The organism is Telluria sp. BA11 (genome assembly GCF_056680305.1).
Window position 1 is genome coordinate 4,801,323 of sequence record NZ_CM155275.1, and the last position, 25,408, is coordinate 4,826,730.

Consider the following 25,408-nt stretch of genomic DNA (forward strand, 5'->3'; position numbering starts at 1 on the left):
AGCCTTGAATAACCACCGTTCGATGATGCTGGATCTGCAAAACAAGCATGACACCATTCATGATTTGCTGAAGGGCAGAGACTTTCATTACATCGATATTCCGATGCACGACAATATCGGTGATCTGCTCATCATGCAGGGCACGCTGGCGTTCTTCAAGAAGAAGCGTCTGTCGCCGCGCACGATATCGACGTCGTGGGCATTCGATCCGTCATGGGTCAAGCCGGGCGATATCCTGGTGTTTCACGGTGGCGGCAATTTCGGCGACCTGTACGCAAACATCAACGAAATACGCGAAGAGATCATCACGCGCTTCCCGGATAACCGCATCGTGATGTTGCCACAAACGGTGTTTTTTGCGAGTGAAGCGACCCGTGACCGGTCGGTTGCCGTATTCCGGCGGCATGCCGATGTCCACATTTTTGTTCGAGATAAAGTGTCGCAGCAGATTGCGAATCTGTTTTCGGACAATGTGTATCTGGCGCCCGATATGGCGCACCACCTGTATCCGGTCGCCAGCGCCGGCAACGGCAGCGGCGTGCTGCGCATCGAGCGCGTGGACACGGAAAAGCCGGTCGTGCCGGCGTCGCTGAAGGATGCGCAATTCGATACCCGAACCGACTGGATCGAGGTCGTGGGCAAGGAAAAGCGACTGATCGGCTTTGCCTGGCGCATTCAGGCCGCCTTCATCAAGCGGGGCTGGCAAACCTGCAAGAAGCTGGTCGGGCCATGGTACTGGATACCGGTCGCGCAGCGCTTTTCGTCCAGGGCCGTGGCGCTGTTTGCCCGCCACGAACATATCGTCACGGACCGCCTGCACGGCCACATCCTGGCGTGCCTGATGGACAAGCACCACACCGTGATCGACAACAGTTACGGCAAGAATTCCACGTACATCGACGAATGGACCGCCCACAGCGATCTGGTGCGACTGGTGAAGGTCTGACGCATGCCCGCTTTTTCCAAGGATAGTACCTGATGACCACCTCCGCCCCGACTGTCCTGATCGTCGACGATGAAGCCAAGAGCCGCGACCGGCTGGCCTGCCTGCTGGCGCCCGGAGGCTATGACACGACGAGCGCCGCCAGCGGTGAAGAAGCGTTGTCCTCGGTCGCGTCCGAAGCGCCGGACCTGATCCTGATTGCGCAGACGATGCCGGGCATCGACGGCTGCCAGGTGGCCAGCATCCTCAAGGCCGATCCGGCGACCGAGAATATCCCGATCATCATGGTTACCGGCGTGGAGGACACCGGCATGCGCCAGGCGGGACTGGAGGCGGGGGCCGAGGAATTCCTGAGCAAACCGGTGGATCCCACGGAGCTCGGACTGCGGGTGCGTAATCTGCTGCGCCTGAAGGACATGGGCGACCTGGAAGACCAGGTGCTCGTGCTCGAGCAGAAAATCGCTGCCCGCACGGCCGACCTGCTGCGCTTTCGCACGGCGATGAATGCGACGCCGGACGCCCTCATGCTGGTCAGCCGCGACACGATGCACTTCGTCGAGGTCAACGACACCACCTGCGCCATGCTGGGCTACACGCGCGCCGAGATGCTGACTCTGGGCCCGGTGGCCCTGGGCGCGGCGACGCACGATGAACTCGAGGCGATGTTCGAGCCCACGCCGGGTGGCCGGATCAAGCCCCGACTGAGCGAGGTCACGCTGCACTGCAAGGATGGCGGGTCGGTGGATGTGGAGATCCATCGCCAGGCCCTGTTGTCCGGGAATGACTGGATCATCGTCAGCGTGGTGCGCGACATCACTGAGCGTAGAGTCGCGCAGCAAATTTTGCAGTACCAGGCCAGCCACGACGTGCTCACCGGGCTGCCCAACCGGGCCTGGTTCTACGAGGCGCTCCACAGCACTGTGCGGGCGACGCACAGCGCCAGTCCCCGCGTTGCGGTGGTCTTTCTCGATCTCGATCGCTTCAAGAATGTCAATGACACGCTCGGTCACGCCATGGGCGACGAGTTGCTGGTACAGTTCAGCGCCCGTCTGGCCACCTGTGTCGGCGAACGCGATACTGTCGCGCGCCTGGGCGGGGATGAATTCGGCCTGATCCTGATGCTCGACCACGACCCGGCGCACGCGGCCACCGTGGCCGGCCGGATCGCCGAGGTGCTGTATCCGCCGTTTAACCTGCGCGGCTTCGAGGTGATTGTCACGGCCAGCGTCGGCATCACGGTCCATCCGCAAGATGGCGCCGATCCCGAGGTGCTGATCAAGTACGCCGACACGGCCATGTACGAGGCCAAGCAGGCCGGGCGCGACACCTACCGCTTCTTCACTGCCCAGATGAACGCCGATGCGTTGCAGCGCCAGGACCTCGAGCACGCGCTGCGCAAGGCGGTCGAGAACGAGGAGTTCGAACTGTATTACCAGCCCAAGTTGCAGCTCGGTGCGGACACCATTGTCGGTGTCGAAGCGCTGCTGCGCTGGGACCGGCCCGGTCATGGGCTGGTGTCGCCGGGCCTGTTCGTGCCGGTGCTGGAAGAGACGGGACTGATCGTGCGCGTCGGCCGCTGGGTGATCGACACGGCCTGCCGCCAGATCAAGGCCTGGACGCTTCAGAAGACGGGGCCAATGCAGGTGTCGGTCAATATCGCGGGGCGCCAGTTCGCCGAGGGCGACCTCGAAGGCGACGTGATGCGCGCCCTGGCGGAGCATGACGTGCCAGCCGCACTGCTGGAACTGGAACTGACCGAGACGTCGCTGATGATCAACACCGAGCGCACGATGCAATGCCTGAGCAACCTGCGTGCACGCGGCATCCAGGTCTCGGTCGATGATTTCGGCACCGGTTATTCGAGCCTGGCCTATCTGCGCCGTTTCCCGATTGACAAGCTCAAGATCGATATTGCCTTCATTCGCGACGTGACCACCAATGCCGAAGACGCGGCCATCGTCAACGCGATCATCACGATGGCCCACAGTCTGAGCGTGAAGGTCGTCGCCGAAGGCGTCGAGACGCCGGCGCAGAAGGCCTTCCTGCTGGCGCATGGGTGCGACCAGATTCAGGGCTACCTGGTCAGCCGCCCGCTGCCGGCGAACCTGGTCACATCGCTGATGGCGCTGCACGCTGCCAGGGTTCCGGCGTCTGCCGCCGCGTGACGGGAGACGGCAGGGCGCGGTGGTAATTGTTGAATAAGTGACCCCATCGGACTGGCTATACTGAGCGGATATGAACCGCGCCCCTTCGCGTTACCGTTTCACCGATCCCCGCAGCGCGGGCCTGGCGGCCACGCTGCTCGTGCATGGGCTGTTGATCCTGGGGTGGCAGATGGCGCGCACGTTGCCGGCCCCGGTTGCAGGTAACGATGCGGCGATGCTGTGGCTGCGGGTGCCAGCGCCAGCGCCGCGCACGATTGTCGTGCAGCCGATCCAGCGGGAGGCTGCGCCGACGCCGACGCGTAGTACGCGGCCGCGGCCGGTGCCTGTGGCGCAGGCAGAGACGCCGGCACAAATTCCCGTACCTGCACCGGTGACCACGCCAGCGCCCGATGCGCCGCCAGCGCCGGTTGAACCGGCCATCCCCAGCACCGCCACCATCATGGACAGCGCACGCCGCAGTATCGGCGACATCGATCGGGCACTGCGCAAGGAACGCCAGCCGACGATCGTGCTGCCGCCGGACAGCCCGCAACTGCGCCTGCGCCGCGGCATCGAGCATGCGCGCGAGATGGCGCCGCCGCGCCTGTGGGAGGCGCCGCGCGTCGTTGAACTGGTCAACAACACGGGCGATGGCGCGCGGCGCACCCGCGTGATTACCGCAAACGGCACTTACTGCCTGACGGACCGCGCGCCGACCACCGACGTCGAGATGTTCGAAAAGCACGGCAAGCAGCGCTACACGACCTGTCCGAAGGATGAAGAACCGGCCCGGCGGCAGGAATGGCGGACTGCGCGTGATTGAGCCGTGTACCGGCAACGCTGACGATGGTGTCGCTGGTCGCGTGCGGCGCACCGACGGACACGGTTGACCTGATAACCGGGTGGTCGAAGAGGCGTCTACGCCAAAGCGAACGGACGGCGCCTGGTTGAGCTCATTGCTGTTTTAGGCGACATACATCCTTGTAGGCTTCGGCATAAGGCTTGTCGAAGCAATGTTCGAGTCCTTCGACGACATCGATATTGATGGGCCAACGAATTCTTTTCTTTGTTCCATCGTCGAAGTCCGCCTCCATATAACCGTCAATGACAGGCGGCACACCCACGCCTGTGGGCGGTGGGACTGCAGCAAGCGTTGCCCGAGCCCGCTGCAGCGCAGATCGGTCCCTGCGGAGAAAGGCAATCGTTGCATCGACGTATGGATTCCAACCAGCCTTATCGTCTTTCGCAGGCTTGTAGGCTTTTTTCATCAAAGCGATTGCTTCGGCATACTGCCCAGCATCAGCCCGCACCTGGGCTTCATGCCAGAACAATAGCCCGGCGTGTTTGTGATGCGCGTTCCGGTAATCGCGCACCAGGTCGGCTGCAATCAAAAGGCAGCCAGGTGTCGCCGCCAACGCTCGCCATCCTCCCGCCATATCCTGATCAAATTCGTTTTCGTCCAGGGAAAGCAGGCGGGCACGGTCATGTCCACAATTGTTCGATGAAATTTCTTCGGCGTTGACGACGTTGCAAAAGGTCGTGAGGGCACAAAGACATAGTGCAGTGAAGGTTCGATTCAGCATGGGCAGGTTCATTGTCCGAAACATCGCATTATTTTTAGGAATTTACCATTGGAAAGAGGCGATGACGAGGAATACCCTCTGCGCATGAGTTTGGTGTTTACCTTGGAGAACATGATAAACAAGGCAATAATCAGCGCTTCGACACCGTACGGTCCACGTGATGACATTGCTTTCAAAGATGGCCGCCAATGCGCACTACAGTGCTGCCCTTTCAACTATCCAGAGTGCCGGCCTGACGCTGACCGGCTCTGCAGGTGATGATCAATTGACGGGAACAGCGCTGGATGACGCCATCTTTGGCGAAGCCGGCAACGATACCCTCGACGGCGGCGCCGGCAACGATACGCTCGACGGCGGTGCCGGCAACGATACCCTCATCGGCGGCGAAGGCGGCGGCGCCGACATCCTGCGGGGCGGCGATGGCGACGACTGGCTTCTTGTCAGCATGAATTGGCGTCGCCCTGATGCAGCGTCCCGGGTGAGCGAAACCGTGCTCGACGGCGGCGCCGGCAACGACAGCCTGCATGCCAGTCCTGAGGTCAAGAGCGTACTGGGCGGCAGTGGGGACGACCGCGTCGTCGTGTACTACAGCGGCCAGCTCACCGGCATCGCGCCGTTGTCGATCGATACCGGCGATGGCAACGACACGATCAGGATCGACGACGCTCTGGTCGAGCGCCCCGTGACGATCCGTGGCGGGGCTGGCAGCGATACGGTGTTCGTCGCGTCGAGCTTCGCACCACCTGTGGTGACGGTGCTCGATTTCGAGGCCGGGGTCGGCGGCGACGTGCTCGACCTGTCTGACCTCTTCCATCGGATTGCAGGCAACCCGTTCGGCGCCGTCGGTGGGCTGCGCCTGGTGCAGGACGGCAGCCGGGTACTGGTGCGGACCGATGACGATGGCGCGGCTGGCCCGGGCGTATTCATCACACGCATCATTCTCGAGAATGTGCTGGCTACTGAGCTGGGCGCCGCCAATTTCGCCGGCGGCTGGCATCCGGACGGGTCCACACGCGGCATCACGCTCGAAGGCGACGGTATGTCGACCCGCCTGTTTGGTGGCCGTCTGGACGACGTCCTGCACGGCAGCGCCATTGACGAGCACATCTACGGGGACGATGGCGATGACCGGATCGACGGTGGCGCAGGCAACGACCTCATGTATGGCGGCGATGGCAGCGACATCCTGCGGGGGAGCGCCGGCAACGACCGCCTCGATGGCGGGCTTGGCCTGGACACCGCTTTATACACAGGGCCGCGCGCGGCCTATGAGGTAGTCAGAAAAAGCAGCGGTGCAGACTGGCAGGTCAGCGAGCTTGACGGCAAGCGTGGCGAGGGTGTCGACAACACCGCCGCCCTGGAACGCCTGCTGTTCGCCGATGGCGCAACGGCGCTCGACTTGTCGGGCACGGCTGGCCAGGCGTATCGCATCTACCGGGCCGCCTTCGACCGCGCACCGGACGACGTGGGCCTGGGCTTCTGGATCGCAGCCCTCGACGCTGGCAGCGCGCTCGACACGGTGGCGCACGGTTTTGTCGCATCCGCCGAGTTTCGCGACGTGTATGGCAATGCGCCGACCAACGCCGACATCATAGGTCGGTTGTACCGCAATATCCTGGACCGAGAACCGGAGCAGGCCGGCTTTGACTTCTGGGTCGCGGTGCTCGATTCCGGGCGCGGCGACCTGGCTGGCGTGCTGGCGTCGTTCAGCGAGAGTGCCGAGAACGTCAACGCTGTCACGCCGCTGATCGCCCAGGGCATCGCCTACCAGCCCTGGGGATGAACACGGCTGCGCAGCCAACCAGGCGTAATCAACGGCTTTTTCTCCATGAATCTTGGGGAAAATGGTTGAATTCTCACTGTCCCAAAGGGCACGATGACTGCATCGCGTTAGGTGGCTTTGTCCAACTTGACCGCCGTGAACCAGATGAGCACACCCGCGCAGAGCCCCAGGATTGCAGGCGGTACCCAGTTCCAGGTAAGCCAGACCAGGACAACGATGAGTGGAACGACGAGAGCGAGCGCTTTTCCGCTGGCACCGATGTTGATTTTTTGTCCGCAGTTCGGGCACGCGCCATGTTTGACACGCTTTTGACCGTCGGATTCCGTAAAGATGCCGAGTCTGGATTGGCAGTTTGGACATCGAAGTTGCATGGTCTGGGCGCGGAAATAAGAGAAAAGAGGAAATTCAGTGATGAGCGAGGTTTGACGTGATCGTCTGAACAGCTGCTCATGGCCGACGCAAACCGTTCAAGTCAGCATAGCAAATCTTCCAGGACGAAAATAGCGCGTATTGTCACGAGTCGGAGCATGTCCGCCTCGGGCGCACGCCTCACACGTGATTGCTTTCGATCGAGCAGGATTGTCGATCTGGCCAGTTTCGGCAGCGCGTACGGCTCGCGCGCAGAATGGCGCATGTACGCGAGCGACACATGTGCGCTGGCGCAGCCACACACTAACGTTCGTCCGCGCGCCGCAGCCACAGGCTGCTGGCCCATCCCTCGACATCCTGGCCATCAAGTGTAGCGCGTACCTGCCACCAGTCGCCATCGCGGCGCCCGGTCGCAATCACGCGCGCACCGCCCGGCACCACCAGCAGGCGCTCGGCGCCGATGCCGCCTGCAACGCGCAGATTGAGCGCATCGCGCACGCGGTAGGGTGCGCCAGCCACGGGCACGTCGATTGCCGGCGGTGACGCCTCGGCCAGTTCGACGGACGGCGGCAGTGTGCCCGGTGCGCCGAACAATGCCAGCAGCAGCGCGCCGCCAGCCGCGGTACCGGCGGCCAGCACGCCCAGCGCGCGGGCGTTGGGCCGGCGCCACCAGCTGCGCGGCGTGAGCCACGCGCAGGCGCATAGCGTCAGCACGAGGGCCGCGCCGAACGCGCCAATGTACGTGGCGAAATGCGCCGCGATGTGGGTCGACGATGGCATGCTGGCCTCAGGCGTCGAAGCGCAGCACGTAGTGGCCGGCCACCAGGTGGTGGCCCGGCGGGATCAGGTACGGCGCTTCCTGCGTGGCCGCGTCGATCTGCGCCACCAGGGCCAGTTCAGCGTCGAGGTGATACAACGCCTGGCTCGGCGACAGGCGCACGACGCGCAGGCCGTCGCTAGATGCTTCCCAGCTGAAGGCGCTGCGCGACAGGCCGAGGCGGTCGGCGCTGGCGGCGGCGCCGTCGGCCTGGCGCACGAACTGCGGCGCATCGAGCACGCGCAGTGCTGCCAGCGATGGCATGCCGCGTCCGAACGTCAGGCGTGAGCCACCTGCCGCCGGTTGCGACGGGCCTTGCGGCAGCACCAGAAGGGCGCTGTAGCGCTCCGCCATCGACTGCGGCGCGGCGAGCAGGCCGATGCTGGCCCCGTCCATCGGCGAGAACTGCGACGGCACGGCAATCCGCTGGCGACCAGCAGGGGTGATCGCATGCAGTTCGTCCGCATCGTCGATGGCGAAGCGGATCACGTTGTCCTTGCCTGGCGCAGCCGGTACGAGTTGCGCATCGAGACCCACTTCGAGCGCCTGCGCACCCGTGTCGCGGTAGCGGCTCAGGCGTGGCAAGGCCAGCGCGGCCAGCGTGATGCGATGACGCGCGACGGGCGCGTAGGTGGTGTCGGTTTCTGACATCGCTGCGGAGCTCTTTGAAGATACGGGCGCCGGTGCGGCCAGTGGCATCGCGGTCAGGTCGGCCGGTGGCGTGCTGCTGCGCGACTTCCAGACGGCGGGACTGCGCTGAGGCGCGGTGGCTGGGGCTGCAGGCGCAGCAGCCGCGGACACCGGTGGCTTCAGGACTGCGCCAGCGCGACTGATTCTGAGCAGCAGGCGCTGGGCACTCGCGCCCTTGCCGCGCAGGACGTAGTAGCCATTGGTGGCATCGAAGACGCAGTCGAAACTGTCTTTCGGGCGCACCTGCAGTTCGAGGTGCGCTTCCGGTCCGTCGTTCACGAGGAGCAAGCCACCGTCCGGGCCGAACGGCCAGCCTGGCACGGCGAACGTGGCATTGGCGGGGTCCATGCCCACCAGGGTCAGGCGCTGGTTCGGGTAGATCGCGCACACGGGCTGCCAGATGGCGCTGTCGCGCGAGGCGGTCACCGTGTACTGCACCTGTTCGCCCGGTGCCGGCAGGTAGACGGCGTGGCCGAACTTGACCTGTACTTCGCCGGGCGCGATGCGCTCGTCGCCCGAAATGAAATAGCGCACCTCATCGCCGCCGAGCAGGTCGCCGAAATCCTTCTGGTGCAGCGCGGCCAGCGACTGCGCCAGGTCGCGCACGCGCGCGCCGCGGGTGAGGTGACGGTCGTCGTCGACGTCGTCCTGCGGCAGCATCAGCGTCACGTGCGAGAAGCAGCGCGTTGCGGCGCGGCCGCGCAGTTCGCGCGGCGAGCGTTCGAGCAGGTCGCGCAGCAGCGCGCGGCGCGAGAACAGCGACAGACCGGGCGCCTGCCACAGCGCGTCGGCGTTGAACACGTCTTCTACCTTGCCCAGGACTTCGTGTTGGACATAGACCGGCATGATTGAATCTCCTCGTTGAATGGGGTGCTTGCCATGCCAAACGCTAGCAGGGGGCAGATGAAAAACAGCAGGTGCGAGCCGCCGGCCGACAGGAAACTCATCGGCTGGCCCATGATCGGGAACATCGCCAGGTTGGTGCCCCACGACAGCAGCAGGTGGCCGGCGACGAACGCGGCGCCACCGCACAGCGCGAAGCACTGGAAGCGCCCCAGCCAGGCGCGCCTGAAATCGTTGGCTGCCAAGGCCCGGGCCCAGGCGCCGGCGGCAACGCGCACCAGCGCCACCAGGAACAACGCTTGCAGCGTCCATAGCGCCAGGCCGGCGGCCAGGCCGTGGCGCTGCAGCAGGAAGGCCGGCGCGAAGTCATCCTGGATCGCGGGGATCGCCAGCGCGTCGCCGGCCGCGCCACCCAGCGCCGCCAGACCGAAGGCATTGTCGGCCCCCATCCAGCCACCCTGGGCGATGGCGCGCGCGCCGAGCAGCATCTGCTGGCCCGTGTGCGGGTGGACGGTCGGTGCGCTCCAGACCTGGAACCGTTCGGGATAAAAGCCCAGCGCGCCGAGGAATGCCCCACCGCTACGCAGCGCTGCGCCGCCGGCGACCAGCAGGCAGAAGGCGACAGTCACCGTGACGAAGGCGGCGCGCCGGCCACGGCTCGCGCACCAGACCAGCGCCATTGCGCCGCTCCAGACCAGCAGCAGCACCAGTGGCGAATAATCGTCGACCCGCACCAGCGCCACACCCAGCAGGAACACGAACAGCAGCACGGGCGCGGCCATACGCAGCCAGAAGCGCCAGTTGCGCTGCTGGTGCGTCGCGCCACCCGCCACCAGCGCCAGGCAGTGGGCGCTGAGTGCGGCCAGCGCGAACTTGGCGAACTCGAACGGCTGGATGTCAAACACGCCCGTCTCGCTGCCGAAGCAGACCTGCAGCAGCACGCCGACCAGCGCGATCCCGGCGAGAACCAGCAGCACGCGTTCGGTGACGGGGCGCGACAGGTTGTTGCGGCCGACGGAGGACAAGAGCAGCAGCGTGCCCGGCAAGCCGAGGCCCAGCAGCGCGGTGGAGTTCTGGAAATGGCGCAGCCAGGCGGTGTCGCTCGCGCCCAGGCCCATCTCGAGCTGCACCAGCAGACCGGCGCCCAGCAGCAGGACGGCGGCAGCGGGCAATAAGCTGATGCGTGATTGAAAACGCAGGGCCAGCCACAGCGTGGCCCAGGCCAGCAGCAACGAGACGCCCACGCCGGGCGCGCCGCTGCTGCGTTGTGCCACCAGCAGCAGTGTGGCGCTGGCGGCGATCAGCGCCGCAACCACCGGCATGGCGACACTTGCGCGGGCGGCGCGCTGGCGCAGCAGGGGCAGTACGCTAGCCGCGCCCAGCAGCAGCACGCCAAGCGCGGCGGCCCAGGCCAGCGGCGTGGGGGCAGGCAGCGCGAACAGCGTGCGTTCCTGCCACTGCCAGCGCACGGCGTCGGGCAACTGGACCTGCGGCGCGTTCGACAGCGCGACCTGACCCGATGGTGTCAAGTGCAGCATGTCGCCATTTGGTGCCAACGTGAAAACCGTGCGGCCGACGGCGAAGGCATCGGTGGCCGCCAGCGGCTGGTCGCGCTGCGCGGCGTCTTCCCACCCGTTCGCAGTCGAGACGAGCACCGGCTGGTCGCCCCGTACCGAGAGCGCGATGCGGCCGTCGGGCAGGCGCGCCAGCATCGCCGTACCCGCGTCGAACGTGCTGCTGGCCAGCCGGTTGCCGCAATACAGCAGGCCGCCCAGGCTGACGGGCCGCGCCAGTCCCAGGAGGTGCGGCGTGACGCGGTTCCATAACGCGAGCGCGCGGCTGGCGAGGGGAGCATCAGGACAGGCCGGTTGCAGTGCGCCGTCCTGCAGCAGCGTGGCGCCGTCGTAGCGCCAGGTGCGCTCGCCGTTCGACAGTGTCATGCTGCGGGCATCGTGCGCCAGCACGGTAAAGCGCGCGGCGCCAGCCTGGATTTGCTGGCCGCGTTCCAGCGGCACCTCGCTGCTGCGCACGCGCGCGTCGCCACGGCGCAGCACGATGGGCTGGACCGGTTCCAGATTGCGCAGCCACCAGGCGCCGGCGATATCGCGGCGCAAGGTCAGCTGGCGCGCGGCGGCGCGCGGCGCGCCCAGTTCCGCGCGGCCGAGCACAATCGATTCGCCCGGCTGCAGGGTCACCGCGATCTCGCGCGGCAGCCAGGCAGCAGACGCGCGCAAGATGGCCAGCAGCTGCACGGCGCACAGCAGGGCGAGCAGAATCGAAGCCGTCACGGCGCCAAAGGACATGCGCGGGCGGCTGGGTGTCATGCTGCGCTCCGGGCTGGCAGGGCACCAAGCAGGCTGGTCGCTTGCCCGAGCAGGCGGCTGATTTCCAGCGCATGCTGTGGCCGCTCGGCAGGGCTGTCAGCCAGCAGGCGGCGCAGCAGCGCCAGGCCCGGTACGGCGGCCCGGCCCAGGTGGTTGGCGAACAGCGTAGCCTCATCGAGTTGCAGCACGGGCGGGCGCGCCTGGTGCGTGGCCAGCAGGGCCGCAGCGCCATCGCGACCATGCGCCTGCCAGGCCTGGCCGCAGGTGCTGCTGTAACGCAGCAGGCAACCGCAGACGAGGTAATAGAAGAGGGCGCCCAAGGCGAAATAGTCGGTGCGCGCTTCGGTGGCGTAGCCATCTGCGTCGGCGTCCGGGAAGAACTGCTCCGGTGCTTGCCAGTTGGCGGTGCCGGCATAGGTATGGGCGCGCAAGTCGTCCAGGCGCCGGTTGGTGCCAAAGTCGGCCAGTTTGAGCGTGTCGGTGGCACGGTCGAGCAGCAGGTTGCCTGGTTTCAGGTCGAGGTAGCGCCAGCCGTTGGCGTGGACCTTGGCCAGCGCCTGGTTGACCTGGCCGGTCCAGGCCAGGGCGCGGGCCGGGGCGATCGTGCGACCGGCAGTGGCCTCCTCCGCCAGATAGGCAGCCAGGTCGCCATCGAGCAGTTCCAGGACCAGTGCCGGCAGGCCCAGATGCTCGCCACTGTCGAGCAGGCGCACGATGTGGCGGCCGTCCCACGGCGCGAGGCTGCGCAGGAACGCGATCTCGGTGTTGGCGCTGTCCAGCCAACGGGTGCGCAGTGCGACCGGTGCCCGCGCCATCTGGTCGAGGTTGACGAGCTTGAGGGCGACGGCCCCGATGGCATGCAGGCTGTCGGCGCGCCAGACGACACCATAGGCCGCGCCAGCCAGCGGTTCGCGCAAGCGATATTGGCCGCCGCTGAGCGAAATGACGGTGCCTGCGTCGTACATGGTATCCCCCGAACATGGCGCAAGGCGCCGATGCAGAAGCACAGCGGAGGGAAAGAGAAAGGACTGCAAAAGCGGGGGTCAGGTCTGACATTCGGACACGATCTCGACAGTCGCGTAGTCGGACATCGGACCTGGCTGGAAAAAAGGCCACGCTAATGCTGGGCAAGACACCGTTGGAAGTGGCTAAGGCTGAGGCCGTGTCCGAATGTCAGACCTGACCCCGGCTGTGCCGGCTGTGGTTAAAGAAAAAGCCGCGCGGTGCGCGGCTTTCGGGGTTAGCGGCCGTAGCCGCGACGGTCATCGCGGTCCCAGCGGTCGTGGCGGTCATAACGATCGCGGCGGTCATGACGATCCCAGCCGCGGCCACCGTCACGGTATTCGACGTAGACCGGCCGCGGTTGCACGTACACCGGGCGCGATTCCACATACACCGGGCGTGGTTGGACGTATACCGGGCGCTGCTGGACATACACCGGGCGTTGCTGGACGTAGGCCGGTTGCGACTGGTAATACCCGCCGCGATTGTCGTAATAGTTACCGCGATCGCCGTAGTGGCGACGGTCGTCGCGCGAGTGGACCGAGTTGCCCACTGCCCGCGCCGATCACACCGCCCGCCACTGCGCCGCCGGTACCGCCGACCGTGTGGCCGACGACTGCACCGAGGACGGCGCCGATGGCCGTATTCGTACCACGATCGCCGGCCATTGCCGCCGGCGATACGGCGACGGCGGCCAGCAGCACAGCACCAAAGGTCTTCGATTTCAACATGGCTTTTTCCTTTTTACCCCGGCGGAGATCGGAATGATGTTCTCGCTCACCGGGTAAGAATGACTATATTCTTGCTTCTCGATAGTGCCATCTGTTAATACAGATTTTTACAAGTCATGCGCGGTCTGTAACATCCTCGCTTGCATCTCGGCCCATGTGCCCCATGTAGCTTCTATTGCTCTTCATCTATCCCCCTCATGCGTCCAAGCCGAAGCTTCCTCGTTGTTCTGTTTCTGATGGTCATGCTGCTGGTGTATCTCGGCATGCGCCTGCTGCCCGACCTGGCCCTCGGCATGGTCGGCAACCTGATCGCCGGATTGCTGTTGTGTCTGCTGGGCATCCTGGTGCCGGTCGGGCTGATGTCGGCCTCGATGCGCCGGCGCCGCTGGTCCGATGCCGTGGCCTGGGTCGGCTTGCTGTCGATGGGCCTGTTCTCGTCGCTGCTGGTGGCGACGGTGCTGCGCGACGTGGTGCTGCTGGTGTTGATGGTCGTCGGCGCAGTCACCGCCCCGGTGCTGTACATCAGCGCGCTGGCGGTGCCCTTGGTCGCGCTGGCGGTGACGCTGATCGGCTATGCCAACGCGCGCCGCGTCGCGCGCATCGTGAAGGTCGATGTGCCGATCCGCGACTTGCCGCAAGCGCTGCACGGCTACACGATTGCGCAGATTTCGGACGTGCACGTGGGTCCGACCATCAAACGCGCCTACCTGAATGCCATTGTCGACAAGGTCAACGCGCTGGAAGCGGACGCGATTGCCGTCACGGGCGACCTGGTCGACGGCAGCGTGCAGCGCCTGGCGCCGCACACGGAACCACTGGGGCGCCTGCGCGCGGGCGATGGCGTGTATTTCGTGACCGGTAACCACGAGTACTACTCGGGCGCGCTCGAGTGGATTGCCGAAGTGCGGCGCCTGGGCCTGAATGTGCTGATGAACCAGCACGTGATCGTGCACAAGGGCGACGCACGCCTGATGATCGCGGGCGTGGCCGACTATCACGCTCACCACTTCCACCCCGATCACAAGAGCGATCCGCAACGCGCCGCATCTGGCGCGCCGGCCGGCATCGGTGCGCGCGTGCTGCTCGCGCACCAGCCGCGCAGCGCGACGGCGGCAGCGGCGGCAGGGTTCGATTTGCAACTGTCGGGCCACACGCATGGCGGCCAGTTCTTCCCGTGGAATTTGTTCGTGCCGCTGCAGCAACCATTCGTGGCCGGCTTGAACCGGGTACGCGAGATGTGGGTGTACACCAGCCGTGGCACCGGCTACTGGGGGCCGCCGAAGCGCTTCGGGGCGCCGTCGGAAATCACGCTGGTGCGCCTGATAGCGGCCTGACAGCCGATACTGTTCCCTCTACAAGGAAAGTCGGGGCAAAACCTTACCGGATGCGCTATTGTTTGAATCCTTTCAATACCGCAAGGATTCCTGCATGAACTTCCGCGTTCGCCATCTTCGCCGTCTTCCCATTTTGGGCGCCATCGCTGGCGCGCTGATCGTGACACCAGCCCTGGCCGCCACTCCCGGCAACGATCCTGCTGCGCTGGTCAAGATCCGCGATGCGGCGATGACGAGCGACTATGCCTGGCAACGCACGGAAGACATGACCGACCTGATCGGCCCGCGCCTGTCGGGTTCGCCCGGCGCAGCGGCAGCAGTGACCCAGGTTGCCGACGCCATGCGCAAGCTGGGCGCGAAGGTGACGCTGCAGCCGGTAAAGGTGCCGCACTGGGTGCGCGGGATCGAGACGGGTGAACTGGTCGATTACACGGGCCGCCCGGCAGGCATCACCCAGCGCATCGTGCTGACCGCGCTGGGTGGCTCTGGCGCTACGCCGGTGGAAGGCCTGGTCGCGCCTGTGCTCGTGCTCAATAGTTTCGAGGAACTCAAGGCGCGCTCTGCCGAAGTGAAGGGCAAGATCGTGCTGTTCGACGTTGCCTTCGACCAGCACATGGCCGACCGCGGCCTGGCCGGCCCGGCCTATGGTGCGGGCTCGAACTACCGTCGCAACGGCCCGCGCCTGGCGGCCGAACTGGGTGCTGTCGGTGCACTGGTGCGCTCGGTCGGTGGCGCAGCTTATCGTTTGCCGCACACGGGTTCTTCCGGCCTGTCGGACGACGCACGCATCCCGGCAGCGGCCGTGACGGCGGAAGACGCGATGCTGATGGCGCGCCTGGCCAAACGCGGCCCGGTCAAGCTCAAACTCGTGCTGACCCCGAAAAACCTGCCCGACGCCGACAGCTTCAACGTGATCGCCGATCTGCCGGGCACGGACAAGCCGGAAGAAATCGTCATCGTCTCGGGCCACCTCGATTCGTGGGACTTGTCGCCCGGTGCGCACGATGACGCTGCCGCCGTGGCCAGTGCGATGGCTGTGTTCGACGTACTGAAAAAACTTGATTACCGGCCGCGCCGCACGATCCGCTTCATCGCCTGGATGAATGAAGAAAACGGCATGCGCGGCGCGAGCACCTATCTTGCCGTCGAACAGGCGAACGTCGCCAAGCACTTCGGCGCGATCGAGAGTGACAATGGCGTTGGCCGCCCGTTCGGTTTGCGCGCCAGCGTCACGCCGCAGTCGGTCAAGTTGTTCGCGCCCCTGCAAGCGGCCCTGCAGCCGATCGGCGCTGGCGTGTTCCAGCGCCAGGACGTGCTGGCGACGGGCGACCTGGCCGGCCTGGAACGCGCAGGCGTGCCAAGCTTCGCGCCGATCGTCGACACGGCGAACTATTTCGATATCCACCACACGCCGGCCGATACGCTGGACAAGGTCGATCCCGACAGCCTGCGCCGCAACGTTGCGCTGATGGCGGCGACGGCCTGGTACCTGGCCAATATCGAGCAGCCAATTGGCCGCTCCAGCGTGCCGGCGCTGTGACGCGGCTCAAGTTGCAGGTCAGGCCGCGGTTCAGCCCGCGGTTCAGCCCGCCGTACTGATCCGCCGTACCGCGCGCGCATGCCCGCGGTACGGCCGGCCGTAGATGGTCTGGATGCCACTGGCGAAATTCTGCCCCCAGACCAGCTGGGCGCGCGTGGCGTGCGGCTCGCTGGACCAGTACCAGTCGCGCTGGAACGATTCGCGCAGGTTGGCAAACAGCAGCGCCAGCTCGCGCCGCGTGGGCAGGGCGCCGCCCTGGCTGGCGGCCCAGTCGGCGGCCGTGGGCCAGCTGACGTCCGCGCTGTCGCCTGGCAGCAAGACAAGGTGGTAGTCGGGGTCGTCTTTGCCCAGGATGAGACCAGCGTATTCTTCACCCTCTTGCAGCAGGCCCCGGATTTGCATGTATTCGCCCATGGATTCACCTCACGTGTGGTAGCAATCCGGTAAGACTGGCGAACACGACGTTTGGTTGCATCCCGGGTTCGATCCAGATCAGACAACTGACGGGTTCCACGATATTCTCGCCGCCAACTTGCGCGGCGGGATGGCTCAGGCGTCGCTGTCGATGGGTTGCGCAACCTCAGGCCCACCGGCGCCGGCGCGATTGACCTGTGTGCTCACTTCGTGCCAGGCAAACGCATCCGGGGGCAGGGCGGCCGAGCGGGCCAGCGCCAATGCCTCTTCGCTCGAGAGCGCCGGATCGAGCCAGCGCTCGGCGTCCTGCGCGTCCAGCACCACCGGCCGCCGGTCGTGGATATCGAGCATGCCGCCCGAGGCATCGTCGGTCACGATGACAAAGCCCGCCTCGGCGCGGTTTTCGGTAAAACTGCCGAAATTGGCCAGCGCCAGCATGAACAGCGGCGCACCATCCTTGCGGTGGATATGCCACGGCTGCTTGCTGCCTTTTTCGCCCGTCCACTCGTACCAGCCCGAAGCAGGCACGAGCGCGCGCCCCGATTTGAGCAGGCCGCGCCAGTAGCGGTTGTCCAGCTTGTCCATGCGCGCGTTGATGGTCACCGGGACCTTGCCCTTGGCCCAGCGCGCCTGGTAACTCCAGTACACGTCGTCGACGCGCCGTTCACCGTCCTGCAGATGCAGCACAGGGCGATAGGTGCCCGGTGGCACGTTATAGGCCGGTTCGGATTCGCTGTCATACACGGCGTCGAGCCAGCCGATGACGCTGGCGTAGTAACGGGCCGTTTGGCTTTGGTCAAGTCGTCCACACATGGGAGCCATGGTAGCGCAAGGCGGCCGGACGCGTCGCACCGCGTTCTGGCCGCGCGCGACGCGTGTGGCATTTGGCCGCAACACGCCGCAATGGTATGCTCAGGAATACAACGATTGATGAGGAGCAGGTATGGCAGCAGGTTGGTGGACAGTATTGAGAACCGTTCCCTGGAGCGACGTGATCAGCGCAGCGCCGCAGGTGGCAAACGGCGCGCGGCGGCTGTGGGACACGGTCAACCGCAACCGGCAAGGGATGCCCGATGAGCCGATGGGCGTGGCGCCCGGGATGGCGGGGCAAGAAGAAGACGTGTTCGATATCCTGATCCGCAGCGTCGAGCGCAATGATGCCGAGATCACCGATCTGCGCAACCAGATGCGTTCGGCGTCCGAGATCATCGCCAACCTGGCCGACCAGAATGCGCAGCTCATCGCCAAGATGGATGCCCAGCGCCAGAAGATGACGTGGATGGGCGCGACGGCAGCGCTGTCCGGTCTGCTGTCGGTCGTGGCGCTCGTGCTCGTGGCCGTGCGTACCTAGTTAAACAAAGGCCGTCATGAAAGTCGTCCTGATTTGCGCGACGTTGTTCATCTTCTTTTCGATGCTGATGAACAGCGCGCGCAAGCGTGGCAAGCTCGGCGATAACGCCAACCGCGCCGTGACCGGCCTGGCCACGTCAATGCGCATCTTCGTCTACGGCCTGCTGTGCTGCGTCGTGATCCTCTGCTGCGCCATGGCCTGGCACATGCTCGGCCAGCAAGCCTGACGGGGTGACGACGCCAACGCCGGGTTTGGCAATCGGACTCGTATCGCGCGTACTCGATCTCGTCGATTGCGGCGTGATCGTGCTCGACGCGCAGGCCTGTATCGTCCACTGGAATGGCTGGCTGGTGCAGCGCTGCGGGCGCGGCGCTGCACGCGTCGTTGGCCATCCCCTGATCGAGGTTTTCCCCGTTCTGCGCGGCTCACGCGTCGAAACCGCCGTGCAGGCGGCGCTGACCGACGGTACGGTCACCACCCATGTGCCCGATGCAGGCAACCGCAATCCTCTTCCTCTACGGCCTGCCGGCAGCTTCGACGGCGACCTGATCGACCAGGCGGTGGCAGTCACGCCGTTCGACGACGCGGGCCAGCGGTTTTGCCTTATTGAAATCCGCGACATCAGCGATACCGCCGAGCGCGAGCGGCGTCTTCTGGAGCACGCTGAGGCCATGCGGGCGCGCTCGTTCATCGACGGCCTGACCGGCATCGCCAACCGCCGCCAGTTCGACGCCACGCTGGCGCGCGAACTGCGGCGCGCCCAGCGTGCCGACACCCCGCTCGCGCTGCTGATGTTCGATATCGATACGTTCAAGGCCTATAACGACCATTTCGGTCACCAGGAAGGCGACACGTGCCTGATCCGCGTGGCACAGGAGATTGCAGGCATCCTGAAGCGGCCCGCCGATCTGGCCGCGCGCTATGGTGGCGAAGAATTCGCGGCGATCCTGCCCGACACCACGCTTGAACAGGCGCGGGCGATGGCCGAGCGCATTCGCGCCCACATCGCTGCATTGAACCTGCCGCACGCCCCGGCCGCTGTCTACCGCCAGGTGACGGTCAGCGTGGGTGTGGCCGCGTTCGGGCGCGGCCGCCTGACTGACGAAGCCACGCTGATCGAAGCTGCGGACGCGGCGCTGTACGCCGCCAAGGATGGCGGTCGCAACTGCGTGGTGGCCGATGGTGACACTAGACCGGCAGCGGCATCTTCTCCAGCAGCTTGTCCAGCGTGACCGGATACTCGCGCACCCGCACACCAGTGGCGTTGTAGACCGCATTAGCAATCGCGGCAGCTACGCCGCACAGCCCCAGTTCACCCACACCCTTGGCCTTCATCGGCGACGAATACTCGTCTTCCTCGTCCAGGAAAATCACGTCCTGATGCGGGATGTCCGCGTGCACGGGCACCTCATAGGTTGCCATGTCGTGATTCGCGAAGAAGCCCAGGCGCGTGTCGACCACCAGGTGCTCCATCAGCGCGCCGCCCACGCCCATCGTCATCGAGCCGATCACCTGGCTGCGCGCCGACTTCGGATTCAGGATGCGGCCTGCCGCGCAGACGGCCAGCATGCGCCGCACGCGCGTCTCGCCCGTGCTTGAGTCGACCGCGACTTCGACGAAATGCGCGCCGAAGGTCGAGAGCTGGTTCTTTTTCGCCAGCTCGCCGAATTCGATGACGTCCTCGGCGACCAGTTCACCACCCTCGGCTGCCTTGGCCAGCGGCTGGCTGGCGCCGCCAGCGCGCACGGTGCCGTCGGCAAACACCGGGTCCGTCATGTTCAACTTGGCGGCGATCTGTTCGCGCAGCTTGACGCAGGCCGCGTACACCCCGGCCGTCGCACTGTTGGCGCCGAACTGGCCGCCCGAGCCGGCGGAGACGGGAAAGTCCGAGTCGCCCAGCTTCACCTTCACGCGCTCGAGCGGCAGGCCCAGCATCTCGGCGGCCGTCTGCGCAATGATCGTGTAGCTGCCGGTGCCGATGTCGGTCATGTCCGTTTCGACGGTCAGGATGCCATCCGTACCAAGGCGCACGCGGGCGGCCGACTTGACCACGGGGCTGTTGCGAAAGGCCGCCGCGACGCCGTGGCCGATCAGCCACTGGCCTTCACGGACCTGGGCCGGTTTGGCGTTGCGCGCCTTCCAGCCGAAGCGTTCGGCCCCGGTGCGCAGGCATTCGACCAGGCGCCGCTCGGAGAATGGGCGGTTCGGCTTTTCCGGGTCGACCTTCGTGTCGTTCAGGATGCGCAGCTGCACCGGGTCCATCCCGAGCTTCTCGGCCAGTTCGTCCATCGCGATTTCCAGCGCCATCATGCCCGGCGCCTCGCCTGGTGCGCGCATCGAATTGCCCTCTGGCAGATCGAGCACGGCCACGCGTGTTGCCGTCATCCGGTGCGTGCCGGCGTACAGCAGGCGCGTTTGCTGCGTGGCGACCTCGGGCCGGCCGCCCGGCAGGTTGCCGTTCCATGTTTCATGGCCGATGGCCTGGATGCGGCCATCGCGGCCCACGCCGATGCGCAGGCGCTGGATGGTCTTTGGCCGGTGCGTCGTGTTGTTGAAGATCTGGTGGCGCTGCAGGGCCACCTTGACGGGGCGGCCGGCAGCGCGGGCGCCCAGCGCGGCCAGCACGGCGTCGGTGCGCAGGAACAGCTTGCCGCCAAAGCCGCCGCCGATGTAGGGCGCGACGACGCGCACCTTGTCCTTGGCGATGTTCAGGGTTTTGGACAGATCGGTGCGGCACCAGTCGACCATCTGGGTCGAGGTCCACACCGTGAGCTTGTCGCCGTCCCAGCGCGCGGTGGTCGCATGCGGCTCCATTATCGCGTGCGCCTGGTCGGGCGTCGTGTAAGTGGCGTCGAGCTTGACGGGGGCGCTGTCGAACGTGCGCTCGAAGTCGCCGACGCGGGTGTCGGGCGGCGCATTGCGTTCGCCCTTGGGCGGGGTGCCGCTGTCCTTGACGCTGGCCAGATCGAAGCTGCCCTTGGCCTCGCGGTAGCTGACCTTGACCAGATGGGCGGCGGCGCGCGCCTGCTCGAACGTCTCGGCCACCACGAGGGCAACGGCCTGGTGGTAGTGCATGACCTCGGGGCCGGCCAGGAGCCGTGCCGTATTCTTCTGACCCTTGCCCAGTGTGCCGGCGTTGGCTGCAGTGACAACGGCCAGCACACCGGGCGCGCGGCGGGCTGCTCCGTCGTCGATACTCAGGATCGCGCCCTTGGCAATCGCGGCGCCGACCATTACGCCATGAGCGGCGTCCGGTACGGCCGCGTGGTGTTCATAGGCATATGGTGCCTGGCCGGTGCACTTGAGCGGGCCATCGACACGGTCGTACGGCTTGCCGACGTGGCGCAGCGTGTCGATGGGATTGGTGGTAGCGGGGGTATTGAATTTCATGGGCTCGGCCTTTGTTCGCCTCCGCATGGCGCGGGGGAGGGGTTCGGTGCACCGGAAAAAAGAGGGGAGCGCCTCATGGCCGCCAGGGACGGGGCCACGAGGGCAAGGTGGCGAACGGCATCATGCCGCCGCCACTGGAACGTCAAACGACCATCACACCGACAGCGGCATCTTTTCGATCAGCTTGTCGAGCGTGATCGGATACTCGCGCACACGCACGCCGGTCGCGTTGTAGATTGCGTTGGCGACCGCCGCAGCAACACCGCACAGACCCAGCTCGCCGATGCCCTTGGCCTTCATGGGCGACGAGATTTCGTCTTCTTCCTTCAGGAAGATGACTTCCTGGTGCGGCACGTCAGCGTGCACCGGCACCTCGTAGGTCGCCAGGTCGTGGTTGGCGAAGAAGCCCAGGCGTTTGTCGACCACCAGGTGCTCCATCAGCGCGCCGCCGATACCCATCGTCATGCCGCCGATGACCTGGCTGCGTGCCTGCATCGGGTTCAGGATACGGCCGGCTGCGCACACGGCCAGCATGCGGCGCACGCGCGTTTCGCCCGTGACCGAATCGACTGCGACTTCGACGAAGTGCGCGCCAAAGGTCGACAGCTGGTTTTTCTTGTCCAGGCCACCAGTGAATTCGATCGTGTCTTCGCCAACCAGTTCGCCACCGGCCGCTGCCTTGATCAGGGGCTGGCTGTTGCTGCCCGCGCGCACGGTGCCGTCGACGAATTCGGCGTCGGCTTCGTTCACGCCCAGCTTGGCGGCAACCTGCTCGCGCAGCTTGACGCAGGCCGCGTACACGCCCGATGTCGAACTGTTGGCGCCCCACTGGCCACCCGAACCCGCCGATGCCGGGAAGTCCGAGTCGCCCAGGCGCACATCGATGCGGTCGAGCGGCACGCCCAGCATTTCAGCCGCGGTCTGCGCGATGATCGTGTAGCTGCCGGTACCGATATCGGTCATGTCGGTTTCCACCGTCACGCGGCCATCCGTGCCCAGCTTGACGCGGGCACCCGATTTCATCACCGGGCTGTTACGGAAGGCGGACGCCACGCCATGGCCGATCAGCCAGCGGCCTTCACGAACCTGGCCCGGCTTGGCATTGCGCTTGGCCCAGCCGAACTTGTCGGCGCCCATGCGCATGCACTCGATGTAGCGGCGTTCCGAAAACTTGCGGATCGGCTTTTCCGGATCGACCTTGGTGTCGTTCAGGATGCGGAACTGGACCGGGTCCATGTTCAGCTTTTCGGCCATCTCGTCCATCGCTACTTCGAGTGCCATCATGCCCGGCGCTTCGCCCGGTGCGCGCATCGCGTTGCCTTCCGGTAGATCGAGCTCGGCCACGCGGGTGGCGGTCATGCGATCGGCGCCCGCGTACAGCAGGCGCGTTTGCGCGGTCGCCACTTCGGCGCTGCCTTTTGGCAGGTTGCCGTTCCAGGTTTCGTGGCCAATGGCCAGGATGCGGCCGTCACGGCCGGCGCCGATGCGGATGCGCTGGATCGTTGCCGGACGGTGCGTCGTGTTGTTGAAGATCAAGTGGCGGTGCAGCGACACCTTGACGGGACGCTTGGCCGCGCGCGCACCCAGGGCTGCCAGCAGTGCATCGGCGCGCAGGAACAGCTTCGAACCAAAGCCGCCGCCAACGTACGGCGAGATCACGCGCACTTTTTCTTTCGGGATGGCCAGCGTCTTGGCCAGGTCGCCGCGGCACCAGGCGACCATCTGGTTCGACGTGTAGACCGTGACCTTGTCGCCTTCCCAGAAGGCGGTCGAGGCATGCGGCTCCATCATCGCGTGCGACTGGTCGGGCGTGTGGTAGGTGGCGTCGAGCTTGACGGGCGAAGTCTCGAAACCGCGCGCGAAGTTGCCCGTCTTGGTATCCGGCGGATCCGATTCACCCTCGGGTTTCACGGCATTGCCTTTTTCGGCGTCCAGGTCGAAGCGGCCCTTCTGAACCGTGTACTTGACCTTGACCAGGTGCGCAGCAGCGCGCGCCTGCTCGAACGTCTCTGCCACTACCAGCGCGACGGCCTGGTGGTAGTGCTGGATGTTCGGACCGGCCAGCAGGTGGGCGGTGTTCATGTCGCCCTTGCCCAGCTTGCCGGCGTTCTCGGCCGTGACGACGGCCAGCACGCCTGGCGCGCGGCGCGCAGCCTCGATGTCGATCGATGCGATGCGGCCCTTGGCGATGCCCGAGCCGACGACGAAGCCTTGCGCGGCGTTCGGTACGTCCTTGTGATGCTCGTACGCGTACGGCGCGGTGCCGGTGGTCTTGAGTTTGCCGTCGATGCGGTTGGTCGGCTGACCGACATAGCGCATGCGGTCAATCGGATTGGTGGTTGCTGGAGTCAGGAATTTCATGGCTTAGGCTTTCTTTGCGTCTTGCATTGCTGCGGCCAAAATACGGTGTACCAAAGGAACCTTGAAGGCATTCTCTTCGGTGGTCTTCGCGCCGGCCATCAGGCGGTCGGCCACGGCCTTGGCGCCGGCGCCCATCTGCTGCTCGGCGGCTTCGACGCGCCATGGCTTGTGGGCCACGCCGCCGACGGCCACGCGGCCGCTGCCGTCCGGCAGGATCACGGTGGCAACCGACACCAGCGCGAAAGCATACGATGCGCGGTCACGGACTTTCTTGTACGCGTGCACGCCGCCCAGCGGTTTTGGCAGGGTCACGTAGGTGATCAGTTCACCCGGTTCCAGCACCGTTTCGATGTGCGGGGTATTGCCCGGCAGGCGGTGGAAGTCGGCGATCGGAATCGTGCGCTTGCTGCCATCGGCGCGCACGGTCTCGACTTCGGCGTCCAGCAGGCGCATGGCCACGGCCATGTCGCTCGGGTGCGTGGCGATGCAGGCGTCGCTCGTGCCGACCACGGCCAGGTTGCGGGTGAAGCCGCCGATGGCGGCGCAACCGCTGCCCGGCTCGCGCTTGTTGCACTTTTGCGCGGTGTCGTAGAAGTACGAGCAGCGGGTGCGCTGCAGCAGGTTACCCGACGTCGTTGCCTTGTTGCGCAACTGGGTCGAGGCGCCCGACAGCAGGGCGCGCGACAGCACGGCGTAATCCTTGCGCACGCGCGGGTCGGATGCCAGATCGGTGTTGCGCACGAAGGCGCCGATGCGCAGGCCGCCGTTGGCGGTTGGCTCGATCTTGTCGAAGCCCAGTTTATTCACGTCGACCAGGGCGCCCGGCGTTTCGATCTCGAGCTTCATCAGGTCGAGCAGGTTGGTGCCGCCGGCGATGAAACGTGAGCCTGGCGTGCGGGCTACGGTTTGCGCGGCCTGTGCAGGCGTCGTGGCGCGTTGGTAAGTAAAGACCTTCATGCTTTGACCCCTCCGACTTCCTTGATGGCGTCGATGATGTTGGAGTAGGCGCCACATCGGCAGATATTGCCGCTCATGCGCTCACGGATTTCTTCCACGGTCATCTGTGGCTTGGCGTTGAGGTCGGCCGTGACGTGGCTTGGCATGCCGGCGCGAATTTCTTCGATCACCGACACGCTGGCACAGATCTGGCCCGGGGTACAGTACCCGCACTGGTAGCCATCGTGCTTGACGAAGGCAGCCTGCATCGGGTGCAGCTTGTCCGGCGTGCCGAGGCCTTCGATCGTCGTGATCTTGGCGCCGTCGTGCATGATTGCCAGTGACAGGCACGAGTTGATGCGGCGGCCATCCATGATGATGGTGCAGGCGCCGCACTGGCCCTGGTCGCAGCCTTTTTTCGAGCCGGTCAGGTGCAGGTGCTCACGCAGCGCGTCGAGCAGCGTCGTGCGCGTGTCGAGTTCGAGCGTGACATCCTTGCCGTTGACGTTGAAGGAGACGCCGACCTTGACCGGCTCCGGGTTGGCGGCCGGGGCGTTGGCGGCCGTCTGCGCGTTTGCGCCCGGCATTGCAACGGCCGAGGCCGATACCGCGCCGGCGATCAATACATCGCGCCGGGACAGCTTGATTTCCCTGAATTGTTCCATGTTTGGAAGTTCCTTCTATACAGTACGTTGTTCACCGTGGCGTTGGCGTCGATACGATGGCGCCGCCCAGGCGAAAAGAAATGACAAGATAATGCGTTGATTTTATGTCAGCTCGCGTGAAGGCCGCGCTCCCTTGAAACCTGAAGCACTTTGGTGTAATAGCCATGTTGAGAGTGCGTGTTTATATC

General features: G+C 65.6%; 23 protein-coding genes. 11 read left to right on the forward strand and 12 right to left on the reverse strand.

Annotation, left to right across the window (positions count from 1 at the left end):
• Nucleotides 1-4: 4 nt before the first annotated feature.
• The 3 genes from AC1MGT_RS21280 to AC1MGT_RS21290 all read left to right on the forward strand — a co-directional run bounded on the left by AC1MGT_RS21280 (nucleotide 5) and on the right by AC1MGT_RS21290 (nucleotide 3,910).
• On the forward strand, nucleotides 5-946 hold the full coding sequence (locus tag AC1MGT_RS21280) for a polysaccharide pyruvyl transferase family protein (protein ID WP_499501969.1): 942 nt from the start codon (nucleotides 5-7) through the stop codon (nucleotides 944-946).
• 32 nt (nucleotides 947-978) lie between these two features.
• On the forward strand, nucleotides 979-3,108 hold the full coding sequence (locus AC1MGT_RS21285; protein ID WP_499501970.1) for a two-component system response regulator: 2,130 nt from the start codon (nucleotides 979-981) through the stop codon (nucleotides 3,106-3,108).
• Between the two features lie 70 nt (nucleotides 3,109-3,178).
• Nucleotides 3,179-3,910, forward strand: coding sequence for a hypothetical protein (locus AC1MGT_RS21290; protein WP_499501971.1), 732 nt, complete (start codon nucleotides 3,179-3,181; stop codon nucleotides 3,908-3,910).
• Between the two features lie 130 nt (nucleotides 3,911-4,040).
• On the opposite strand, the gene AC1MGT_RS21295 is transcribed toward AC1MGT_RS21290, so the two are convergent.
• Nucleotides 4,041-4,670 (reverse strand): hypothetical protein, encoded by a 630-nt coding sequence (locus AC1MGT_RS21295; RefSeq protein ID WP_499501972.1) that lies wholly within the window; start codon nucleotides 4,668-4,670, stop codon nucleotides 4,041-4,043.
• 160 nt (nucleotides 4,671-4,830) lie between these two features.
• On the opposite strand from AC1MGT_RS21295, the gene AC1MGT_RS21300 reads away from it, so the two are divergent.
• Nucleotides 4,831-6,453: a DUF4214 domain-containing protein gene (locus AC1MGT_RS21300; protein WP_499501973.1), complete on the forward strand. Its 1,623-nt coding sequence runs from the start codon at nucleotides 4,831-4,833 to the stop codon at nucleotides 6,451-6,453.
• Nucleotides 6,450-6,884, forward strand: coding sequence for a hypothetical protein (locus tag AC1MGT_RS21305; protein WP_499501974.1), 435 nt, complete (start codon nucleotides 6,450-6,452; stop codon nucleotides 6,882-6,884). Before AC1MGT_RS21300 ends, AC1MGT_RS21305 begins: the two co-directional genes overlap by 4 nt.
• 241 nt (nucleotides 6,885-7,125) lie before the next feature.
• Here AC1MGT_RS21305 and AC1MGT_RS21310 read toward each other — a convergent pair whose 3' ends face one another.
• From AC1MGT_RS21310 to AC1MGT_RS21330, 5 genes are all read right to left on the reverse strand, one after another.
• The gene (locus AC1MGT_RS21310) at nucleotides 7,126-7,602 is read right to left on the reverse strand and encodes an SH3 domain-containing protein (RefSeq protein WP_499501975.1); all 477 of its coding nucleotides are present in this window, start codon (nucleotides 7,600-7,602) and stop codon (nucleotides 7,126-7,128) included.
• Nucleotides 7,603-7,609: 7 nt separating this feature from the next.
• Nucleotides 7,610-9,175 carry an RAD23 family protein gene (locus AC1MGT_RS21315; protein WP_499501976.1) on the reverse strand — a complete coding sequence of 522 codons (1,566 nt, stop codon included), beginning with the start codon at nucleotides 9,173-9,175 and terminating at the stop codon, nucleotides 7,610-7,612.
• Entirely contained in the window at nucleotides 9,136-11,496 is a 2,361-nt protein-coding gene (locus AC1MGT_RS21320) for an FtsW/RodA/SpoVE family cell cycle protein (protein WP_499501977.1), read from the reverse strand. Before AC1MGT_RS21320 ends, AC1MGT_RS21315 begins: the two co-directional genes overlap by 40 nt.
• Nucleotides 11,493-12,461 (reverse strand): protein kinase domain-containing protein, encoded by a 969-nt coding sequence (locus AC1MGT_RS21325; protein ID WP_499501978.1) that lies wholly within the window; start codon nucleotides 12,459-12,461, stop codon nucleotides 11,493-11,495. Before AC1MGT_RS21325 ends, AC1MGT_RS21320 begins: the two co-directional genes overlap by 4 nt.
• 275 nt (nucleotides 12,462-12,736) lie before the next feature.
• Nucleotides 12,737-13,051: a hypothetical protein gene (locus tag AC1MGT_RS21330; RefSeq protein WP_499501979.1), complete on the reverse strand. Its 315-nt coding sequence runs from the start codon at nucleotides 13,049-13,051 to the stop codon at nucleotides 12,737-12,739.
• Here AC1MGT_RS21330 and AC1MGT_RS21335 point away from each other — a divergent pair.
• The 3 genes from AC1MGT_RS21335 (at nucleotide 13,044) to AC1MGT_RS21345 (ending at nucleotide 16,103) form a co-directional block, all read left to right on the forward strand.
• Nucleotides 13,044-13,286: a hypothetical protein gene (locus AC1MGT_RS21335; RefSeq protein ID WP_499501980.1), complete on the forward strand. Its 243-nt coding sequence runs from the start codon at nucleotides 13,044-13,046 to the stop codon at nucleotides 13,284-13,286. The two genes, AC1MGT_RS21330 and AC1MGT_RS21335, sit on opposite strands and share 8 nt — an antisense overlap.
• Nucleotides 13,287-13,426: 140 nt before the next feature.
• Nucleotides 13,427-14,563: a metallophosphoesterase gene (locus tag AC1MGT_RS21340; RefSeq protein WP_499501982.1), complete on the forward strand. Its 1,137-nt coding sequence runs from the start codon at nucleotides 13,427-13,429 to the stop codon at nucleotides 14,561-14,563.
• Between the two features lie 94 nt (nucleotides 14,564-14,657).
• Nucleotides 14,658-16,103: a M20/M25/M40 family metallo-hydrolase gene (locus tag AC1MGT_RS21345; RefSeq protein ID WP_499501983.1), complete on the forward strand. Its 1,446-nt coding sequence runs from the start codon at nucleotides 14,658-14,660 to the stop codon at nucleotides 16,101-16,103.
• Between the two features lie 42 nt (nucleotides 16,104-16,145).
• On the opposite strand, the gene AC1MGT_RS21350 is transcribed toward AC1MGT_RS21345, so the two are convergent.
• The gene (locus AC1MGT_RS21350; protein ID WP_499501984.1) at nucleotides 16,146-16,517 is read right to left on the reverse strand and encodes an Lcl C-terminal domain-containing protein; all 372 of its coding nucleotides are present in this window, start codon (nucleotides 16,515-16,517) and stop codon (nucleotides 16,146-16,148) included.
• A gap of 135 nt (nucleotides 16,518-16,652) precedes the next feature.
• Nucleotides 16,653-17,330: an SOS response-associated peptidase gene (locus AC1MGT_RS21355; protein WP_499501985.1), complete on the reverse strand. Its 678-nt coding sequence runs from the start codon at nucleotides 17,328-17,330 to the stop codon at nucleotides 16,653-16,655.
• Nucleotides 17,331-17,484: 154 nt separating this feature from the next.
• Here AC1MGT_RS21355 and AC1MGT_RS21360 point away from each other — a divergent pair, with 154 nt between their 5' ends.
• Genes AC1MGT_RS21360 through AC1MGT_RS21370 form a run of 3 tightly spaced genes read left to right on the forward strand, consistent with a single transcriptional unit; the run spans nucleotide 17,485 to nucleotide 19,100 of the window.
• Complete coding sequence (locus AC1MGT_RS21360) at nucleotides 17,485-17,868, forward strand: hypothetical protein (RefSeq protein ID WP_499501986.1); 384 nt, start codon at nucleotides 17,485-17,487, stop codon at nucleotides 17,866-17,868.
• 16 nt (nucleotides 17,869-17,884) lie between these two features.
• The gene (locus AC1MGT_RS21365) at nucleotides 17,885-18,094 is read left to right on the forward strand and encodes a hypothetical protein (RefSeq protein WP_258837803.1); all 210 of its coding nucleotides are present in this window, start codon (nucleotides 17,885-17,887) and stop codon (nucleotides 18,092-18,094) included.
• A gap of 4 nt (nucleotides 18,095-18,098) precedes the next feature.
• Nucleotides 18,099-19,100, forward strand: coding sequence for a diguanylate cyclase (locus AC1MGT_RS21370; RefSeq protein ID WP_499501987.1), 1,002 nt, complete (start codon nucleotides 18,099-18,101; stop codon nucleotides 19,098-19,100).
• Here the strand turns inward: AC1MGT_RS21370 and paoC (AC1MGT_RS21375) are convergent.
• The 4 genes from paoC (AC1MGT_RS21375) to paoA all read right to left on the reverse strand — a co-directional run bounded on the left by paoC (AC1MGT_RS21375) (nucleotide 19,057) and on the right by paoA (nucleotide 25,220).
• Nucleotides 19,057-21,258, reverse strand: coding sequence for an aldehyde oxidoreductase molybdenum-binding subunit PaoC (gene paoC, locus AC1MGT_RS21375; protein WP_499501988.1), 2,202 nt, complete (start codon nucleotides 21,256-21,258; stop codon nucleotides 19,057-19,059). The genes AC1MGT_RS21370 and paoC (AC1MGT_RS21375) overlap by 44 nt on opposite strands.
• Before the next feature lie 153 nt (nucleotides 21,259-21,411).
• The gene (gene paoC / locus AC1MGT_RS21380; protein WP_499501989.1) at nucleotides 21,412-23,619 is read right to left on the reverse strand and encodes an aldehyde oxidoreductase molybdenum-binding subunit PaoC; all 2,208 of its coding nucleotides are present in this window, start codon (nucleotides 23,617-23,619) and stop codon (nucleotides 21,412-21,414) included.
• 3 nt (nucleotides 23,620-23,622) lie between these two features.
• Entirely contained in the window at nucleotides 23,623-24,576 is a 954-nt protein-coding gene (locus AC1MGT_RS21385) for an FAD binding domain-containing protein (RefSeq protein ID WP_499501990.1), read from the reverse strand.
• Nucleotides 24,573-25,220 carry an aldehyde dehydrogenase iron-sulfur subunit PaoA gene (gene paoA, locus AC1MGT_RS21390; RefSeq protein WP_183551712.1) on the reverse strand — a complete coding sequence of 216 codons (648 nt, stop codon included), beginning with the start codon at nucleotides 25,218-25,220 and terminating at the stop codon, nucleotides 24,573-24,575. Before paoA ends, AC1MGT_RS21385 begins: the two co-directional genes overlap by 4 nt.
• Between the last annotated feature and the right edge of the window lie 188 nt (nucleotides 25,221-25,408).